Annotated in this window: 18 protein-coding genes; 16 read left to right on the top strand and 2 right to left on the bottom strand. The window is 42.8% G+C overall.

All coding sequences use genetic code 11. The annotated features are described in order from the left end of the window. Window positions 1–158: 158 nt before the first annotated feature. A complete protein-coding gene (locus ACT6NV_RS06065; protein ID WP_445386360.1) occupies window positions 159–2,666 on the bottom strand; it encodes an OmpA family protein in 2,508 nt (835 codons plus the stop codon). A 265-nt stretch (window positions 2,667–2,931) separates the two neighbouring features. Further along, a complete protein-coding gene (locus tag ACT6NV_RS06060; protein ID WP_445383564.1) occupies window positions 2,932–3,114 on the bottom strand; it encodes a twin-arginine translocase TatA/TatE family subunit in 183 nt (60 codons plus the stop codon). A gap of 196 nt (window positions 3,115–3,310) precedes the next feature. On the opposite strand from ACT6NV_RS06060, the gene ACT6NV_RS06055 reads away from it, so the two are divergent. The 16 genes from ACT6NV_RS06055 (at window position 3,311) to pseI (ending at window position 19,356) form a co-directional block, all read left to right on the top strand. Next, window positions 3,311–4,180, top strand: a complete 870-nt coding sequence (locus tag ACT6NV_RS06055) for a M23 family metallopeptidase (protein WP_445386359.1) — start codon at window positions 3,311–3,313, stop codon at window positions 4,178–4,180. Window positions 4,181–4,185: 5 nt separating this feature from the next. After that, entirely contained in the window at window positions 4,186–5,682 is a 1,497-nt protein-coding gene (locus tag ACT6NV_RS06050) for a GH3 auxin-responsive promoter family protein (RefSeq protein WP_445386358.1), read from the top strand. Between the two features lie 96 nt (window positions 5,683–5,778). Next, window positions 5,779–7,446 carry a DUF6909 family protein gene (locus ACT6NV_RS06045; RefSeq protein ID WP_445386357.1) on the top strand — a complete coding sequence of 556 codons (1,668 nt, stop codon included), beginning with the start codon at window positions 5,779–5,781 and terminating at the stop codon, window positions 7,444–7,446. A gap of 4 nt (window positions 7,447–7,450) precedes the next feature. Next, window positions 7,451–8,452 (top strand): hypothetical protein, encoded by a 1,002-nt coding sequence (locus ACT6NV_RS06040; protein ID WP_445386356.1) that lies wholly within the window; start codon window positions 7,451–7,453, stop codon window positions 8,450–8,452. After that, on the top strand, window positions 8,449–9,456 hold the full coding sequence (rfbB, locus tag ACT6NV_RS06035) for a dTDP-glucose 4,6-dehydratase (protein ID WP_445386355.1): 1,008 nt from the start codon (window positions 8,449–8,451) through the stop codon (window positions 9,454–9,456). Before ACT6NV_RS06040 ends, rfbB begins: the two co-directional genes overlap by 4 nt. Next, window positions 9,456–10,322 carry a glucose-1-phosphate thymidylyltransferase RfbA gene (rfbA, locus tag ACT6NV_RS06030; RefSeq protein ID WP_445386354.1) on the top strand — a complete coding sequence of 289 codons (867 nt, stop codon included), beginning with the start codon at window positions 9,456–9,458 and terminating at the stop codon, window positions 10,320–10,322. Before rfbB ends, rfbA begins: the two co-directional genes overlap by 1 nt. A gap of 49 nt (window positions 10,323–10,371) precedes the next feature. After that, complete coding sequence (gene rfbC / locus ACT6NV_RS06025) at window positions 10,372–10,878, top strand: dTDP-4-dehydrorhamnose 3,5-epimerase (RefSeq protein WP_445386675.1); 507 nt, start codon at window positions 10,372–10,374, stop codon at window positions 10,876–10,878. Then, entirely contained in the window at window positions 10,875–11,657 is a 783-nt protein-coding gene (rfbD, locus tag ACT6NV_RS06020; protein ID WP_445386353.1) for a dTDP-4-dehydrorhamnose reductase, read from the top strand. The genes rfbC and rfbD overlap by 4 nt, the downstream gene beginning before the upstream one ends. Next, complete coding sequence (gene pseB, locus ACT6NV_RS06015) at window positions 11,658–12,677, top strand: UDP-N-acetylglucosamine 4,6-dehydratase (inverting) (protein WP_445386352.1); 1,020 nt, start codon at window positions 11,658–11,660, stop codon at window positions 12,675–12,677. Continuing rightward, complete coding sequence (pseC, locus tag ACT6NV_RS06010) at window positions 12,674–13,870, top strand: UDP-4-amino-4,6-dideoxy-N-acetyl-beta-L-altrosamine transaminase (protein ID WP_445386351.1); 1,197 nt, start codon at window positions 12,674–12,676, stop codon at window positions 13,868–13,870. The genes pseB and pseC overlap by 4 nt, the downstream gene beginning before the upstream one ends. Next, the gene (locus ACT6NV_RS06005) at window positions 13,848–14,369 is read left to right on the top strand and encodes a GNAT family N-acetyltransferase (protein WP_445386350.1); all 522 of its coding nucleotides are present in this window, start codon (window positions 13,848–13,850) and stop codon (window positions 14,367–14,369) included. Before pseC ends, ACT6NV_RS06005 begins: the two co-directional genes overlap by 23 nt. Next, a complete protein-coding gene (locus ACT6NV_RS06000) occupies window positions 14,362–15,249 on the top strand; it encodes an aldo/keto reductase (protein ID WP_445386349.1) in 888 nt (295 codons plus the stop codon). The genes ACT6NV_RS06005 and ACT6NV_RS06000 overlap by 8 nt, the downstream gene beginning before the upstream one ends. Next, entirely contained in the window at window positions 15,246–16,010 is a 765-nt protein-coding gene (locus tag ACT6NV_RS05995; protein WP_445386674.1) for a cytidylyltransferase domain-containing protein, read from the top strand. Before ACT6NV_RS06000 ends, ACT6NV_RS05995 begins: the two co-directional genes overlap by 4 nt. After that, the gene (locus ACT6NV_RS05990; RefSeq protein ID WP_445386348.1) at window positions 16,000–17,310 is read left to right on the top strand and encodes an aminotransferase class III-fold pyridoxal phosphate-dependent enzyme; all 1,311 of its coding nucleotides are present in this window, start codon (window positions 16,000–16,002) and stop codon (window positions 17,308–17,310) included. The genes ACT6NV_RS05995 and ACT6NV_RS05990 overlap by 11 nt, the downstream gene beginning before the upstream one ends. Window positions 17,311–17,316: 6 nt before the next feature. Next, a complete protein-coding gene (locus ACT6NV_RS05985) occupies window positions 17,317–18,315 on the top strand; it encodes a GNAT family N-acetyltransferase (RefSeq protein WP_445386347.1) in 999 nt (332 codons plus the stop codon). Further along, entirely contained in the window at window positions 18,316–19,356 is a 1,041-nt protein-coding gene (gene pseI, locus ACT6NV_RS05980) for a pseudaminic acid synthase (protein WP_445386346.1), read from the top strand. It begins immediately after the preceding gene. Window positions 19,357–19,426: the final 70 nt, after the last annotated feature.

Genomic DNA, 19,426 nt, shown 5'->3' with positions numbered 1-19,426 from the left:
AAAAAGGAATTAAAGTATACCGTATAAACAGCAGTTCGTAGTGCTTCCGTATACCGCTACCCTGTATATGTTGTGAACTACAGTAGAATTGTTGTCTGAAACAGCAAAGGACCTTAAAACGCCTTCTACAAAGCTATTAAGAGGCTAAAAGGGGGGGATTACATTTTTACAATAATAAACTCTGACCTACGGTTCTGCTGATGTTGCGCAGAAGTACAGCGAATGCTGCCGTCACAACCGTTCAGGAGACGTTCTTCCCCATAACCGATGGCACTGGCTATACGGTTCGGGTCGATTCCGTTTTTGATCAGGTAGTCCCGGGTAGACTTGGCACGCTTATCCGAAAGATATTTGTTGTAGGCGCGTGGACCCCGTGAATCTGTATGTGATTCAATTTTGATCACCATATCCGGGTATTCCTTCATGGTAGATACCAGTTTGTCCAGTTCGGTGGCCGCATCCTGGCGGATATTGAATTTATCAAAATCGAAATAGATCATTTCCGTTTTCAACTTGCGTACCCCATCCTCTATTGTAATAAGCTCCTGTAGTTTGCGCATGCGCACGTCTGTATAAACGAGTTCGTTATCCCTGGTTTCAACCGGGGTGATCGCATCAAAATAATCCGAAGATCCTACTTTCAGGTTATACTTGGTGTTACCTTCCAGGTCTTCGAAAACAAAGCTTCCCCCTTCATCTGCAATAACTTCTTTCAGTTTGATATTATTTTCATCAAGCAGTTCCACCAGGGCATCCGGCATTACTTCTCCGCTGATCAGGTCCGTAACAATTCCGGCAATAGCATTTTCATTTGCCTCTTCAGGCAGTAACCGCTGGAAGGAGTAAATATCATCGTCTCCTTTGCCCCCGCGTCGGTTGGAAGCAAAGTATCCTTTTTGCGTTTCTTCATTTACGATATAGGAGAAATCATCCTTATTGCTGTTGATGGGTTTTCCCAGGTTTCTGACTTCCAGGAAACCTTCTTCTGCCTCAAAAGCGACCTCATAGATGTCCAGGCCCCCCAGACCAACATGGCCATTAGAGGAAAAATAAAGTTTTTTGTTGTTGATAAACGGGAACATTTCCTTTCGCTCCGTATTGATTTCAGGCCCGAGGTTTCTGGGCTCTGAGAAATTACCATCTTCCAGGACGTCCACAACGAAAATATCGGTCTCCCCCAGGCTTCCGGGCATATCCGAGACAAAATAGAGTTGTTTGCCATCAGGACTGAGAGCCGGATGTCCGGTAGAATAGTCCTCGCCGTTAAAAGAGACTTCGGTGGCTTCTGTCCACTCCCCGTCAACTTTTACCGAACGGTATATTTTTAAGTGATTCACACCTTTTTTATCCCGGCGCAGTTTCTTTCCATAGTTATTCCGGGTGAAATACATGGTTTGGTTATCCGGGGAAAAAGTGACCCCCGCTTCGTGATATTTGGTATTAATTTTTTTAGAAAACTTTACGGCATCCCTGAGTTCGTCCGATTCCGAATTCATACGGGCAACGTAGAGGTCGAGGTATGGTTGGTTGTTCCATTTATACCTTCTGGTATTAAAAAAGGCCGAATCCATGGAAGAGGCAAAAACCAGTTCGTTATCCTGGTGGAACATGGGAGCAAATTCCGAATAACGGGTATTGATGGCCATGTTTCTTATAGTAAAGCCTTCTTCAGCGCTTAGGATATTATCCAGTACGGCTTCTTTTTGTGCCATTTCGAGGCGGTTGGATAACGCGCTCTTCGTGTTTTGTTGTTTTTTCGAATAAAGGCGCAGTAGCCTTTTGGCCCTGGAGTATTTTCCGATTCCTTTAAGTGAATGCGCATATTTAAACAGATCGTCGGCGGCCATATCGTCTTTTTGCTGATCGTAAAGCTGGTTGTACCAGTAGTAGGCCCGGCTCATATTGGTATTGAAATAGTGCGCATCGGCAACTCTTCGAATGGCTTCGGGTGATTTTTGTCCCGGGTTTCGGCTAAGGGCCGTCTCATAGAGGTCTGCAGCTTCGGCATACCACATTTTATCGAAGTAGTCATTGGCTCTGCGCAGTAATTTATCAGCACTCGCAGTGGCCTTTTGAAACGGAGGATCTGAATGTATTGGCTCTTTTGGTTCTTCGACGGTTTCCGGCTCAATCGGCTGGGAGGGTTCTGTAACCTCCTCAGCTACATTTTCTGTAACCGGGACAGTGCGAATAGGGTCATTTTCAACAACAAGAATCCATAGGGCATCCTGATAGCGGCCTTCCAATCCGGATTTACTTTGGGAAAGGGCTGTGGAGGCCTCGTCAAACCGGGCCGCATATACGTAATTCAAATTATTTTCAGGGTTTACAAAACTACCGCCCTCAAGGCCTTTTCTATTGAGTTGGCGGATAAGTCTATCGATATTCTTACTTTCTTTAAAGACTCCCACAACCACATAATACCCTTTGTCGAGCGATTTCAGCCGTTTGAAGCTTCTGACGGCAATCTCATTTTGTTTGGCCTCATTCATAAAGGCAGCAGCGTCCCGGGCATTCAGGGCCTCTTGATTTGAGATATTTGATGAAACTTCTGCCTTTTGGCCATTAGGCTGCTCTCCCGCCTGCTGCAGGGCAGCTTGCGGAAAAACCAGTTGGATAAGCAGCAGGTAAACTGCGGGCAGAATGAATTTTATTTTATTAGGCATCTAGGTCGGTAATTGCGACATGTTCAATGGGAATCACCCCACTGAATTTTTATATAACGTCGAAAATAGTCGTTTGAACCTGTTTGGCTAAGTTTTTGTTGTGAAAGAGGGGAAAACTGTCGTGAAATCCTTTTGACTGTGGTTATGAGTACATTACCACTTAAGGGGAATCAATCAAAAAGGGTTGTCCGAGAATAAAAAATACTAATAGGTATAAAAAAAGCACCTTATCCAGGTGCCCTTATCTTGTTAATCCAAAAAGGTGTTATTCCTTCTTTTCGTCAAGTTTTTCATCTTCTTTAGAGGCATCTTTGAATTCTTTAATGCCACTACCAAGCCCACGCATCAATTCAGGAATCTTTTTCCCTCCGAAGAGCAGTAAAACCACCATTACGATAATGGCTATTTGCCAGGGCCCGATTGCTAGGAAAATCATTTGTGCATTCATACCAACATAACTTAAATGGTTTGTAAAGGTAGTAAAAAACAGAATAGAATCATTTTTATTGTCTCATAAGATGTAAATTAGACCAAAGAAGTTCATTCCGTTGAATAATGCAATTTTCAGCATGTAACCAGGAGCGCTTTTTCCTGGGATAAACGACTGGTGAACCGGAACGGACTTAAGCTAAAAGGTAGGGACTATGGCTAAGAAAACGAAGCGCAGAAAGGAAATAAAGAGAAAATTACTGCATAAGTACCGTTTGGTAATTCTGAATGAAAGCACTTTTGAGGAAAAAATCTCCTTTAAACTCAGCAGGTTAAATGTATTTGTGACCGGAACACTGGCAGCTATTGGCCTGATAGCATTTACGACCCTGCTGATTGCCTTTACTCCTTTACGGGAGTATATCCCGGGCTATTCCTCCACAGCCCTGAAACGGCAGGCTACGGAACTGACCTATAAAACAGATTCCCTGGTTACAGTATTGAATTATACTAATCGGTATATTGATAATATCAGAAAAGTGTTAAGCGGGGACATTGAAAACAACAAGATGAACAGAGATTCTGTTTTCGAGCCTTTTAAACTGGACCCTTCCCAGATAGATCTGAATCCCATACGGGAAGACAGTGCACTTCGTGCCCAGGTGGCACTTGAAGATAAATACAACCTCTTCGAGCGCACGGCATTCGATGGTAGTATTCTCTTATATGCTCCCTTGATCGGTAACCTTTCCCAGGGCTTTAATCCTGACGAAAAGCATTATGCTGTGGATATTGTTGCGGCAACGGATTCCCCGGTTAAAGCGGTAGCCAATGGAAGGGTTATTTTTTCCGAATGGAGCGCTGCCACTGGCTATGTAATTATAATCGAACACAAAGACGGCCTTTTGTCGGTCTACAAGCACAACGGATCCCTGACCAAAGAACAGGGTGACATTGTACACACAGGGGAGGTAATTGCCACGGTCGGCAATACGGGGGAACTTACCACTGGTCCGCACCTGCATTTTGAGTTATGGAAGAATGGCAGCCCTGTAAACCCATTGAATTACGTAGATTTTAATTAAAACCTATGTCTTTAAAGGCGCTTGCTGCCCGCATATTTGCAGCCATTGTAGATTGGAAAACAAATAAATGGCGCAACCGCCCGGTTGCATCCCAGGAAAAAGTCTTTAAGAGCCTTCTGAGAAAGGGAAGGAATACCCAATTCGGGAAAGACCATCATTTTGATGAAATCCATACCCATTCAGACTTTGCCCGCAGAATACCTGTTCGGGATTATGAAGACCTGAAACCTTATGTGGAGAAAATACTCCAGGGCCAGGAGAATGTGCTGTGGCCCGGCAAACCGCTCTATTTTGCCAAGACCTCCGGCACAACATCGGGCGCCAAGTATATCCCCATTACAGAGGAAATGATCAAAGAGCAGGTAAAAGCCTCCCGCAATGCCATCCTGAATTATATCCACAAAAGCGGAAATGCTTCATTTGTAGACGGCAAAATGATCTTTTTACAGGGAAGCCCTGTGCTTTCTGAAAAGAATGGAATTAAGGTTGGCAGGCTATCCGGGATCTCAGCCCATTACGTTCCGGGCTATCTGCAGCGAAACAGGCTGCCCAGCTGGGAAACCAACTGTATTGAAGACTGGGAAACCAAGGTAGAGAAGATCGTTGAGGAGACGCTCAAGGAAAATATGACGGTTATAGCCGGGATACCCTCCTGGGTACAGATGTATTTTGAACGATTGAAAGAGCGATCCGGGAAGGCCATTGGTGCTCTTTTCCCCAATTTCCAGCTATTCATCTATGGAGGAGTCAATTTTGAACCCTACCGCAATCGTTTTGAAAACCTTATGGGACGGAAAATTGACAGTATAGAACTTTTTCCGGCCAGTGAAGGTTTTTTTGCCTATCAGGATCAATTGAATAAAAGAGGCCTGTTGCTACTCCTGGATGCAGGAATATTCTATGAATTCATTAAGGCCGATGAATTTTTTGAGCAAAACCCGAGGCGCCATACCATAGGGGAAGTGGAGCTCGGGGTCAATTATGCAATGATACTGTCTACAAATGCGGGATTATGGGGGTATAATCTAGGAGATACCGTTCAGTTTATTTCCTTAAATCCATATAGGGTAGTGGTCTCCGGCAGGATCAAACACTTTATATCTGCCTTTGGAGAACACGTAATCGCCAAGGAAGTGGAGTATGCTATGGAAGCTGCTCTTTCGTCATCAAAGGCGGAAGTAACTGAATTTACTGTTGCCCCTCAAATTAGTCCGAAAGAAGGAGAGCTCCCCTATCACGAATGGTTGGTCGAATTTCAGAAAGAACCGGAAGACCTTGCAGGCTTTATTAAAATACTGGATGCAGAAATGCAAGAGCAGAACAGTTATTATTTTGATCTGATAGAAGGTAAGGTGTTACAACCTCTTAAAATCACTAAAATCCAAACAGGCGGGTTTCAGAATTATATGAAATCAATTGGAAAACTCGGGGGTCAAAACAAAATTCAACGCCTGTCCAATGACCGAAAACTGGCAGAGGGGCTAATTGCATTCCGAAAGTAAATGCAGTGGTGCCCGGGCTTCAGGATATCCTGATTTACGGGGCACTCCGCTTTTCGCAACGGAAATAAAACGTATTTTTGCCTGAGATTATCTTCTATGGAAACAACCCGTGCCCAGGAATCCACTAACGCCATTGAACGCATGTACATCACCATGCGCCATCTTTTCAACAGGGGGTTTTACAAGCCTATGGGGGTATCCGGGGAAACCCTTAGAAATGCACTGCTGCAGCTGAGACCTGAAATTTACGGGTCCATAGCCGAAAATAAGGCAGAACTGGAGGGTTTAATTTATGTCCTGGAGCGATTGCCTGAAGGAATTGAACAATGCCGGTATATAAACCTTACTTCGGATGAAGGCTATGGAAAATCCCATTTTAAGGCGATTGTTCCCCCCAAAAGACGGCGGAATTGCTACAGGATTGACGAAGAGCAAATGAATATCGAGATCACCCGGGGGAGATCTGATATCTATGACATCCTCACCCATCTTACCTTTTTGTTTATAGAATCCAATAAGATCGGTAAAAGGGTGCTTATAGAGGACACCAATAAAACCATCCGGGATTGGAATAAACTTGAAGCAGCCGTTTCCAAGAAAAAGCTCACGATGGCGGACAGGGAAGTGGCCCTGATCCATACGGCCAATATATTGGGAAGGTCTTTTACGGAGGTCAGTGCTGTATACAAACAGATTGGAACCAAAAAAGATCCGGAGCGATTTCTAAAGATCATTTACTGGCTCGGAAAACTCGCCATTGAAGAAGAAACTACCGGTGAGAAACGCACTATTACCTTCAGTGCGCTTTTAAGAGAACGCCTGGGCCACCATATTCATGGAGAACGCTGGGCGAATACCATTAAAGAAGAGCTTCACCGCAACAAGCTGCTGGGCCGCCCCCTTCATATTATCAGCTCCAATATGCATTCGGTGGTCAATTCACTTTTCGCGCGGAAAGCTCTAAAGAAGGAATTTCCTAAAAACGGCTCCCTTGAGATATTTGAAGCGCTCAGTTCTTCCTCCAACGAGGCCCTGCGGGAAAAGGTTCTCGCTACTGCGCGTAAAAATGGGATGATCAGTATTCCGGATGTCTCGGGCACCAATATTGATGTTCAGATCTTCGATATGGCTCGTTTAACGGACGATGTTTGTGGTTATGACCTTCCGGAGATCGAAGATTCCAGGAAGCCGGTAATCCTGGTGATGGATTATGCGTTTGGAGAGCAGGCTTTTGAAAGTATAGATGAATTATTAAAGCCGTACAAGGGGAATGGCGCGTTGGAATTTCTGGACGTGGAATCTATTTCCATAATGGGAAAGGCCGGAATCCTGGAAGGAGACAAAGGAGACCTGATGATTCCTTCTGCCCATATTTTTGAGGGCACTGCTGATAATTACCCCTTCAGTAATGAATTGTGCAAAGCAGATTTTGAAGGCCATGGGCTGCAGGTATGCGAAGGCACTATGGTTACCGTTTTAGGTACCTCCCTTCAAAATAAGGATATACTGAACTTTTTCCACCAATCTACCTGGAATGTTATCGGCCTGGAAATGGAAGGGGTGCATTACCAGAAAGCGATTCAATCTGCTTCTAAAATCCGAAAGAGCATCAAGGAGGATGTAAAGGTGCGTTATGCCTATTACGCCTCTGATAATCCATTAAAAACAGGCCATACCCTGGCATCCGGGGGCTTAGGGACTACCGGCGTTAAGCCAACCTATTTGATCACAGATAAAATATTAAAACAAATTTTTAACTCCTGAAACCATGAGTGAAGACCAATCCAAAAAACCAGTCAACAGCGACGAGATCGATCTGGGGCAACTCTTTAAAATGATCGGTAATGGGTTAAACCGTTTGTTTCGCGGTTTCCTGAAAATCTTTGTTTATGTAAAGAAAAATGTCTTCTGGCTGGGCGGCCTGGCTGTAGCAGGAGCAATCCTGGGCTTTGGTTTAAATAAATTGGTTGGGGTGGAACAGCAAATTGATGTTATAGTGACCCCCAACCTCGACAGTAAGGAATACCTTCACGATGTTATCGAAGAAATACAGGCCAATGCGAAAGCGAAGGACACCGCTTTTTTCAGACAGCTGTCTATAGATATTGATAAGCTTAAAGGTTTCGATATTCAGATCACGCCGATAGTTGAAGATCAGTCCGAAAACTTTGAAGAAGAACTGGAGTTCCTCGAATTGCTGCAGAAATTTGAAAACAGCGATGCCATGGAAGATATAGTGAGAGCCCAGCTGATGGATAAGGGGTCACTGGATCAGCGGATCAGCTTTACCTTTAAGGAATCCGGCACCGTTCTGGAAGAGGCCCGTAAAATTATGGCCTATATCAATTCCAATGATTATTATAAGGAATTGATAAACCTTAATACCGAAAATGCCAAACAGCGGATCCGGCAGAACGATTCCCTTATAAAGCAAATAGACCTCCTGATAAACAATTATACCCAGAAGATGATGATGGAGGAGAGGAGTACCGAGGGGCGCCTGGTACTGGAAAACGAGGAACCTCTTAATATTCCGTCATTATTCGACCTGAAAAATGAACTGATTAAGGATACCGAAAGGAAGAAACTGGAACTCAAACAAAAACAAGAAGCCATAACCATTGTGAATTTTGGGAAGCCGTACAGGGTGATGAAGCCTTTATTCCAAAAAAACATAGTGCTCTTCCCACTAATTTTTATAGGCTTCTTTTTGCTGATCACACTTTTAAAATACCTGAACCGGAAGTCTAAAGAGATGCAAGTGGAATGAGCCAAAAACTGCATAAAACTATTTTGATTACCGGTGGCGCAGGCTTTATCGGGAGCAATTTCATTTTGCAGTTATTAAAAAATACCAATCAGTATCACATTATCAACCTGGATAAGCTTACCTATGCCGGGGACTTGAAAAACCTGGAGGAAGTAAGCGATTTACCCAATTACACTTTTGTAAAGGGAGACATCTGTGACCGGCAATCACTGTTGGATTTGTTTAAAAACTATCCAATAGAGGGCATTATCCATTTTGCAGCTGAATCCCATGTAGATAATAGTATTGCAGCTCCGGACAACTTTATCCGGACCAATATCGAGGGCACTTTTAATTTACTGGAAGTCGCCCGAACACATTGGGCGGTTTCAGGAACGGGACGCTTTTTGCACATATCAACTGACGAGGTGTACGGCTCTGTATCAGATGGTTTCTTTACTGAAGAAACGGCTTATGCCCCAAATAGTCCATACAGCGCTTCCAAGGCTGCTGCAGATCATTTGGTGCGCAGTTACCACAAAACCTATGGGCTGGATACTGTAATTACTAACTGTTCCAATAATTACGGGCCCCGCCAACATTTTGAAAAACTGATTCCCACGATCATTCGTAAAGCCCTTGCCAATGAATCAATCCCTATTTATGGGGATGGTTCCAATGTTCGGGACTGGTTATTTGTAAAGGATCATTGTGTGGCCTTACAAAGTATTTTCGAAAAGGCCAGGGCCGGCAGCCAGTACGTTATTGGTGGCGGGAATGAATGTTCAAACCTGGAAATAGCCCGGAAAATTTGCAGTATTCTGGATAAGGCACACCCCAGCTCAGGTAAACCATACGGGGACCTTATAAAGTTTGTTTCAGACCGTCCCGGTCATGACCAGCGCTATGCAGTAAATGCAGCAAAGCTGGAAAAGGAGTTGGGTTGGACTCCTGAAACCTCCTTCGAGGATGGCTTGAATAAAACAGTAGAATGGTATCTTAATAAATACAAGCTTGTAAACTAATGAAGGGAATTATTCTGGCCGGAGGTACCGGAACGCGCTTATACCCACTGACCCTTGCGATCAGCAAGCAACTGATGCCTATTTACGACAAGCCCATGATCTACTACCCCCTGGCAACACTGATGAGTGCCGGGATACGGGAAATACTGATCATAACCACCCCATCGGACCTGCACCTCTTTCAAAAGCTATTGGGGGATGGTTCACAGCTGGGATGTGCGTTTCAATATGCCGTACAGGAGCACCCTGGAGGGATTGCCGAAGCCTTTCTTATTGGAAAAGCGTTTATCGGCTCTGAGAAGGTTGCTTTGATCCTGGGGGATAATATATTTTACGGGACTGGTTTATCCGAGCAACTCCAGCAGAATAGCGACCCCGATGGCGGGATTATATACGGTTATCACGTTCAAAACCCAAGGCGATATGGGGTAGTCACTTTCGATAAGCAGGGAAATGTTGAGACTATCGAAGAAAAACCGGATAAGCCTAAATCCAATTACGCTATTCCCGGTATCTATTTTTACGATAATGAGGTGGTAGACATTGCTGCCCGAATCAAGCCCAGCCATAGGGGGGAATTGGAAATAACGGATGTCAACAAGGCCTATTTGTCCATGGGAAAACTCAAGGTCAGCATTCTGGATCGCGGAACGGCCTGGCTGGATACCGGAACCTTCCAGTCCCTGATGCAGGCTTCACAATTCGTTGAAGTTATTGAAAACCGGCAGGGCTTAAAAATAGGGGCTATTGAAGAAGTGGCCTATCAAATGGGCTTTATTGACGCCGCCCAATTGGAATCCCTGGCGCTCCCATTGCGCAATAGCGGATATGGAGATTATTTATTGAGTTTAATTTCGAAGTCTTAAACAAATCAATTTGAAAATAGAATCCACTCCAATTCCTGGTTGTTTTTTAGTGTATCCCAGGATTATCAAAGACTCAAGAGGGTATTTTATGGAAAAATACAATGCGGCTGAATTGGAGAAATGTCTGGGTCAAAGAGTCCATTTTGTACAGGACAATCTGTCGTCATCTGCCAAAAATGTTTTAAGAGGGCTGCACTTTCAGCAAGGAGAGCACGCTCAGGCCAAACTTGTGCAGGTACTGCGCGGGGCCGTACTGGACGTGGTGGTTGATCTGCGACCTGAAAGCCCTACCTATGGCCGGCATTACAGCACCGAATTGAGTGAGAGAGACCATAAAATGGTATTTATCCCTAAAGGGATGGCCCATGGCTTTTTGAGTCTGGAAGAGGGCACCCTGTTTTCTTATAAATGCGATGCCTATTATCACCCCGGTTCGGAAGGGGGGATTATTTATAACGACCCTGAGCTTTCAATAGACTGGGGTAAATCGGAAGACAAACTCATTTTATCAGATAAAGACCGGGAATTACCTCTTTTTAAAGACATAAGAGGATGATTCAAGTGCTGGTAACAGGGGCTGGAGGGCAGTTGGGACTCAGTTTAAAGGAAGCCCTAGCAGGAATCCCACAGATTAGGGCCCGTTTTTGCACGCGTGAAGAACTCGATATTACGCTACCTGAGAGCATTCAAGAAAACTTTGGGGATGTAACTCCTGATTACTGTATCAACTGTGCTGCCTTTACCGATGTGGAAGCAGCAGAAAAAGACCCTGAACAGGCCTTTAAAATAAATTCCAAAGGGGTAAAAAACCTGGCCGAAGCTTGTAAAGAAAATGGCACCACCCTGATCCACATTTCCACGGATTACGTTTTTGACGGTGAAAAAAAGGAGGGCTATCTCCCTTCGGATACCCCCAATCCCATAAATGAATACGGGAAATCAAAACTGGCAGGAGAACAGGCAATCCAGGATATTTTAGACCGATATTTTATTATCCGGACTTCCTGGTTGTATTCTAAAAAATATGGACGGAATTTTTACAAAACGGTCCTGGAAAAAGCACGGAGAGGGGAACATTTGCAAATTACCGATCAACAAACAGGATGTCCGACAGATACTCAGAATCTCTCCAGGTATATCATTGAGCTGATACTCTCAAAGAATGCGGATTACGGGATTCATCATTTCACGGATGGCGAGGCTATGAGTTGGTATGAATTCGCTTCCAGCATATTGGAAGCAGAACATTTGACAGATCAGGCAACCCTTGAAAAGGTTAAGAATTATCGTACTTTTGCGCGGAGACCTGCTAATAGTATTTTAAAAAAGGGGTAAATGGAATTTAAAGGAAAATCACTACTCATAACCGGAGGCACAGGGTCCCTGGGGAAGGCCTTAACCAGCCATATTTTGCGCGAACACTCTGATATTCGAAGGCTTATTATTTTTTCCAGAGATGAACAAAAGCAGTTTCAGATGGCCCAGGAATATCCTGTAGAATCCTATCCGCAAATCCGTTTTTTTATTGGAGATGTAAGGGACAAACCCAGATTGGTGCGCGCTTTTAAAGGTGTTGATTATGTTATCCATGCGGCAGCCATGAAACACGTCCACTTGGCAGAGTACAATCCGGAAGAGTGTATTAAAACAAATATAGGGGGAGCCCAAAATGTTGTGGATGCCTGCTTCGAGACCAATGTGGAGCGGGTGGTGGCCCTCTCAACTGACAAGGCCTGTGCACCGATTAATCTTTATGGGGCAACTAAACTGACCTCAGACAAACTTTTTATTGCGGCCAATAACATCAAAGGGGATAACCCAATCCGGTTCTCGGTAGTTCGATACGGCAATGTAATGGGCTCCAATGGTTCGGTAATACCCTTTTTTATCAAGCGGAAAAAGGCAGGTCAGGACCTTCCTATTACAGATGAGAACATGACCCGATTTAATATTTCCCTGCAGGGAGGGGTAGATATGGTAATGCACGCCCTGAAACATGCATGGGGAGGGGAATTGTTTGTACCCAAACTCCCTTCTTACAAAATTTTGGATGTAGCTGAAGCCATCGGACCGGATCGGGATAAACCGGTGGTAGGAATCCGGCCTGGAGAGAAAATTCACGAGGAAATGATCACCCCTTCTGATTCATTTTATACTTATGATTTGGGCACCTACTTTGCTATCTTACCTGCCACCCATAAATGGAGCCTTGATGAATTTAAGAAGACTTTTAACGCCAAAAAGGTCCCTGCCGGTTTTAGTTATAATTCAGGGGATAATGATGAATGGGAAACGGTAGAGACCTTACGCAGTCTTATAAAAGAACATGTAGACGCCTCATTCGCATTCTCATGAAGACAAAAGTAATCCCTTACGGTCGGCAGCACATCACAGAAGAGGATATTGAAGCAGTATCCAAAGCACTTACCGAAGATTACCTGACTCAGGGTCCTAAAATAGCCGAATTTGAAAAAGCGTTCGCCGCTTATGTGGGAGCCGACTATGCCATAGCCGTATCCAATGGGACAGCAGCCCTTCACCTATGCGCACTAGCACTTGGTGTACAACCCGGGGATAAGGTAATTACAAGCCCCATAACTTTTGCGGCCTCTGCCAACTGCATCCGCTATTGTGGGGGGGAAGTTGTTTTTGCGGATATTGAACCTGACACTTATTTGCTGGATATCAACTCAGTGGAAGACCTTTTGAAAAAGGCGCCTAAAGGCACCTATAAAGGGATTGTCCCAGTAGATTTTGCAGGCCGTGCCGTTAATATGGAAGCTTTCAGGGAACTGGCGGATGCCCATGGATTATGGATCATCGAAGACTCCTGTCATGCACCGGGAGGCTATTTTATGGACTCCAAAGGGATGCCACAGAATTGTGGGAACGGAGCGTTTGCCGACCTTGCCATTTTTTCATTCCACCCCGTAAAACACATTGCTTCAGGGGAGGGAGGGATGATTACCACGAATAACCCTGAGCTTTATGAAAATTTGATGCAGCTGAGGACGCATGGTATCCTGAAAGATGAAAATCGGTATGTCAATTCAATTGAATTTGCTGGAGGAATAGATAAATATCCATCCTGGTATATGGAGATGCAACAATTGGGTTTCAATTACCGAATCACGGATTTTCAATGTGCCTTGGGGCTTTCACAACTTAAGCGTGCGGCCCAGGGACTGGAAAAAAGAAAGGATATTGCGAAAAAATACTTCACAGCATTTGAGGGGCTTCCTTTTATTAAAGGGCAATCCGGAGTTGTGGACGGGCATGCTTACCATTTATACGTAATAGAAGTGCATGATCGGCTCGGGCTGTACGAGTATTTAAGGGAACAGGGGGTTTTTGCTCAGATCCATTATATTCCCTGCCATTTGATGCCCTATTACCGGGCATTTGGATGGAAAGAAGGAGATTTGCCATATTCGGAGAACTACTATAGACATTGCATAAGCCTACCGATGTACCCTACATTATCTGACGAGGACCAAGAGTACGTAATTGGAAAAATTCTCAAGCATGCCAAAGGAACTGATAACTGAAAGGTTGGTCCTTCGGCCAATTTCCGAGAAACATATAACGGAGAAATATTTAAGTTGGCTCAATGACACCGAGGTTTATAAATATTTGGAAAGCGGCGGGAATTATACATTTACAATGCTAAAGGAATACGTTCAAGAACACCTAAAAAAGGAGACTTTATTTTGGGGAATCCACCTTAAAGAGAACAATATCCATATTGGAAATATTAAAATTGATCCGCTAGATATGGAGAAAAGAACTGGAGAATATGGTATTATAATTGGGGATCGCAGTGCCTGGGGTAAAGGGTTTGCCCGTGAGGCAAGTCAAAGAGTAATAAAGTTCTGTTTTCAGGAATTAAACCTAAAGTCAATTACGTTAGGGGTTATTGAGGTGAACGAAAGCGCACTATATCTTTACCAAAACCTTGGTTTCCAGACTTATAAAAGAATTCCGAATAAGGGTATTTACAATAAAAAGCATTGTGATGCCATAAGAATGATTCTTCTCAATGAATAACCGAGAGACCCCCCAAGTTGTATTAGGCACTGTCCAGTTTGGATTGAACTACGGTATAAATAACAAAGAAGGTAGGCCCACGAAGGAAAGGGTATTTGAAATCTTAAATACTTCTCATTCTCTCGGGATTGGCCTTTTGGATTCTGCAGAGGCATATGGCAATTCACTTGAACTTATTGGCGATTATCACAGGGCTTTTCCAAACCGAAAATTTCAGGTTATCTCTAAATTTAACGAGTTGATCTATAAGCAAAGTATCTCCCTAGAACAAAGAGTAAAGGATACTTTGGCAATGCTCAGCACGAGTAACCTCCATGCATATATGTACCACCGATTTGAAATGCTTAAGGAATTTCCAAATAGCTATGATGAACTCAGGGAATTAAAAGAAAAAGGGCTAATTAAGAAAATCGGTATCTCCGTATATTCCAATGAACAATTACAAGAAGTTCTGGATGGTTATGATTTTGATTTAATACAACTCCCTTTTAACGTTTTTGACAATCATAAACGAAAAGGCCCTCAAATGAAAAGAGCTCATGATAGAGGTATAGAAATTCATGTTCGGTCAGCATTTTTGCAAGGACTGTTTTTCAAGAATGTAAATGAATTGCCCAAAGTCTTGGCTCCATTGCGGACTGATCTTATGGAATTGCACCGTATTTCCAAGGAGTTTGGATATAGTATTGGGGAGCTTTCTTTAAAATATATTTTGTCCATGCCATATGTGGATTATATAGTTATCGGAGTGGACAGTGCACAGCAAATAGAACAGAACATCCGTGATCTAAATACAGTAATTCCAAACCAGGTAATGGAACGAATCCATGCATTTGACGTAAAAGCTACTCATTTATTAAACCCTACTAATTGGAAATGAAGATAATTGCAGTCACTCAAGCGCGAATTGGAAGCTCAAGGTTTCCTGAAAAAATCCTGAAAAGGATAAAGGGACATACTTTATTGGGAATTCACCTGCAACGAATATTAAAATCAAAACGGCTTTCCAAATTAATTGTGGCAACTACTCATGAACAAGGGGTAGAGCGAATTTTGAAAGTTGCTGATATTTATGGGGTTGAGTGCCATCAGGGAAGTCTGGAAAATGTCCTTGACAGATTTTATCAAGCTGTTAAAAATGAACGCCCGGACTACGTTGTCCGATTAACTTCAGACTGCCCACTAATAGATCCCAATTTGATCGATGAGGTTATACAATTTGCAATCGAACAAAATCTCGATTATTGCTCTAACACTCTTAAAGAGGTTTTTCCGGATGGTCAGGATGTGGAGGTATTTAAGTTTGAAGCCCTGGAGCGCGCTTGGAAGGAAGCCAAACTACCCTCAGAAAGGGAACACGTAACTCCATACTTGTATAAGAACTCCAATTATTTTGGAGGCAGTTCGTTTATTGCTGATGCTTTCTTAACCCCAATAAGCTATAACCACGTGAGGCTAACGGTTGACGAACCTTCGGACCTTAAAGTTATAAAAGCACTTTCTAATGCGCTCGGTTTAGAAGCTACCTGGCAGGAATATGCAGAGTTTTATCTTTCTTCGGAGATTAGAAAACTCAATACAAATATTTTCCGAAACGAAGGATATATTAAATCACTAAAAAAGGATAAAAATGATGGGTAAGGGTCAAGAATTATATAGAAAAGCGAAAAACCTAATCCCCGGAGGTACAATGCTTCTTTCAAAGCGTCCGGAAATGTTTTTGCCTGAGGCATGGCCCAGTTATTATGATCGTGCCAAGGGTTGCGAGGTATGGGACCTGGATGGAAACCGATACAAGGACGTATCAATTATGGGTATCGGAACAAATATATTGGGATATGCACATGAGGAGATTGATGAAGCAGTACACAATGCTATATCAAAGAGCAACATGTCTACTTTCAACTGTCCTGAAGAGGTTTGGTTAGCCGAAAGGCTAATCGAATTACATCCTTGGGCCGATATGGCCAGATTTGCCAGAAGTGGAGGGGAAGCTAACGCAATTGCAATTAGAATAGCGCGTGCTGCTTCGGGTAAAGAAAAAGTAGCTATATGCGGTTATCATGGTTGGCATGATTGGTATCTCGCTACAAATTTGGGCACAGGAGACGGTTTAGGGAACCATCTTCTGCCCGGATTGGAGCCGGCTGGAGTTCCCAAAGGGCTTGAGGGATCCACTGTCCCCTTCTCCTACAATGACTTTGATACACTCTTAAAAATTGTTCAGGAACAGGATATTGGCGTTATTAAGATGGAAGTGTCAAGAAATTATGGACCTGAAAACAATTTTCTGCAAAAAGTTCGTGATTTGGCCACTGAGAAAGGTATAATTCTGATTTTTGATGAATGCACTTCTGGATTCCGTCAAAGTTTCGGAGGAATTCACAAGATATATGAGGTGGAACCTGATATGGCTATGTTTGGTAAGGCCCTGGGAAATGGATACGCTTTAACCGCAGTGATCGGGAAAAGGGCCATTATGGAAAGTGCACAAAAGACCTTTATAAGCAGTACATTTTGGACTGAACGAATAGGCCCCACAGCAGCACTCAAAACCTTGGAGGTTATGGAGCGACAAAGATCATGGGAGATCATCACACAAAAAGGAAAATTTTTGCAGCAGTCCTGGAAGCGGCTTGCGAGCACACATGGACTTGATATTAACGTCACCGGATTGCCTGCCCTATCCGTATTTAGTTTTCAAAGCGAAAACGCCCTGGCCTATAAAACGCTTATTACGCAGGAGATGCTGAAAAAGGGATTCCTTGCTTCAAATTGTGTGTACTTGAGTACTGCGCATACTGATCAGATCCTGGAGGATTATCTCTCCGAATTAGACGGGCTTTTTAATACCATAGCTAAATTGGAGCGACATGATATTTCCTTAGATGAGGTTTTGAAAAATCCAATTTGTCACGGAGGATTTAAACGACTAAATTAGTCGGAAGTGGAGTATAGAGCCTTAAAAAAGCAATTCATTAGGGACGGTCAATATGCCATTATCCCGATCCGAAATGAGGATAGATACTCCATTATGAAATGGAGGAACGAGCAGTTATACCATCTCAGACAGGCTAGTCCTCTGACACCTGCGGATCAGGATGCTTATTTCAGAGATAAAGTAAGCAAGCTTTTTTCTGACCCACAACCAGAACAATTGTTATTTTCTTATTTGGAAGGGGATCAGTGTATTGGTTATGGAGGGCTGGTACATATCAATTGGGTTGATAAAAATGCGGAAATCTCTTTTCTGATAAATACCGACCTTGAAGAAGATTACTTTGAAATTCATTGGAGTATCTTTTTGGGGCTTATAGAACAGTTAGCATTCAACGAATTAGAACTTCATAAGATATATACTTATGCATATGATTTGAGACCAAGATTATATGACGTTTTAGAAAAATGTAATTTCAAAAGAGAAGCAACACTTAAAGAGCATTGTTTCTTTGATAATAAATACATAGACGTGATTTATCACTCTAAAATTAATCGTTCAATAAAACTTAGACCTGCAGAAGAAAGGGACAAGGAAATCACTTTTGAATGGGCAAGTGATAAAAGGATTAGAAAGTATTCGTTTAATCAGAATCCTATTACTCGTGAAAACCACTTGACCTGGTTTAGTGGTAAATTACATGACGATGGCTGCAGGTTCTATATTGCAGAGTATAATAATTTGGCAGTTGGATCATTCAGACTGGATATAAACGATGAAAAAGAGGCTTTAATAAGCTTTCTCTTAAGCCCTGAATATCATGGTTTAGGGTTGGGTTATGAAATACTAAAGGCAGGAATTGAAATAGCCATTAAAGAAGATGATATAAAATTTCTGACAGGTGATGTAATGGAAAAAAACAAGGCTTCACGTAGAATATTTGAGAAATTGGGCTTTCGATCTACAAATAAGGGAGATGAGGTAATGAGATTTAAGCTTGAACTATAAATGATGAGAATATTTAATCATTCAAAAAAAGAACAATCTGTTTTTATCATTGCGGAGCTTTCAGCAAATCATGGAGGCAGTTTAAAGACGGCGATAGAAACTGTCAAGGCTGCAAAACGAGCTGGGGCAGATGCCATCAAATTACAGACATATACGGCTGACACTATTACTTTGGATGTTAGAAACCAGCATTTCAAAATTGATCAGGGCACCAGTTGGGACGGAAAGTATTTTTATGATTTATATAAAGAAGCTTCACTCCCCTGGGATTGGCACGAAGAGCTTTTTGAGGTTGCCAGAAAAGAAGGACTTATTTGTTTTTCATCTCCTTTTGATAAAACTGCCGTTGACTTTTTAGAAAAGTTGAATACCCCTATCTATAAAGTAGCATCCTTTGAAATTACTGATATTCCATTGATCAGATATATAGCCTCAAAGAAAAAGCCGATTATTATTTCTACCGGGATTGCTGGAATTGAAGATATTGAGTTGGCTGTAAATACCTGTAAGGATGAGGGGAATGAGGACATTACAATTCTTAAATGTACTTCGGCTTACCCGGCCGACCCTGCTGATACTAACCTTCTCACAATTCCGGACATTGCAGATCGATTTAACGTTACGCCAGGCCTTTCTGATCACACCCTTGGCATTGAAGCACCTGTTGTGGCCGTTGCCTTAGGGGCTAAGGTAATAGAAAAGCATTTTATGCTCGACAAATCAGTAGGTGGCCCTGATGCACATTTTTCACTTGATGAAGGGGAATTTAAAAAGATGGTTGAAGCCATTCGAAAAGCAGAAAAAATGCTTGGGAAAGTGGATTATGAAATGACCGAAAAGAAAAGAATTAGTCGTGAGTTCTCCAGATCATTATTCGTAATTGCTAATGTAAAGGCCGGGGACTTAGTCAGTGAGCAGACTATACGTTCAGTTAGGCCAGGATATGGTTTGCATCCTAAATATTATGAGGAAATACTGGGAAAAAAATTTACAAAAGACGTGGAAAGGGGCGAGCCTCTGGACTTTCATATGTTTGAATAAAAGATGAATGCGGATACTATTTATTGAAAACAGGTATAAAACCAGATTTTATGAAGCCTTAGTCCCTTAT

The sequence above is a fragment of the Robiginitalea insularis genome (assembly GCF_052497835.1).
This window is presented reverse-complemented; position numbering and strand designations above follow the sequence as displayed.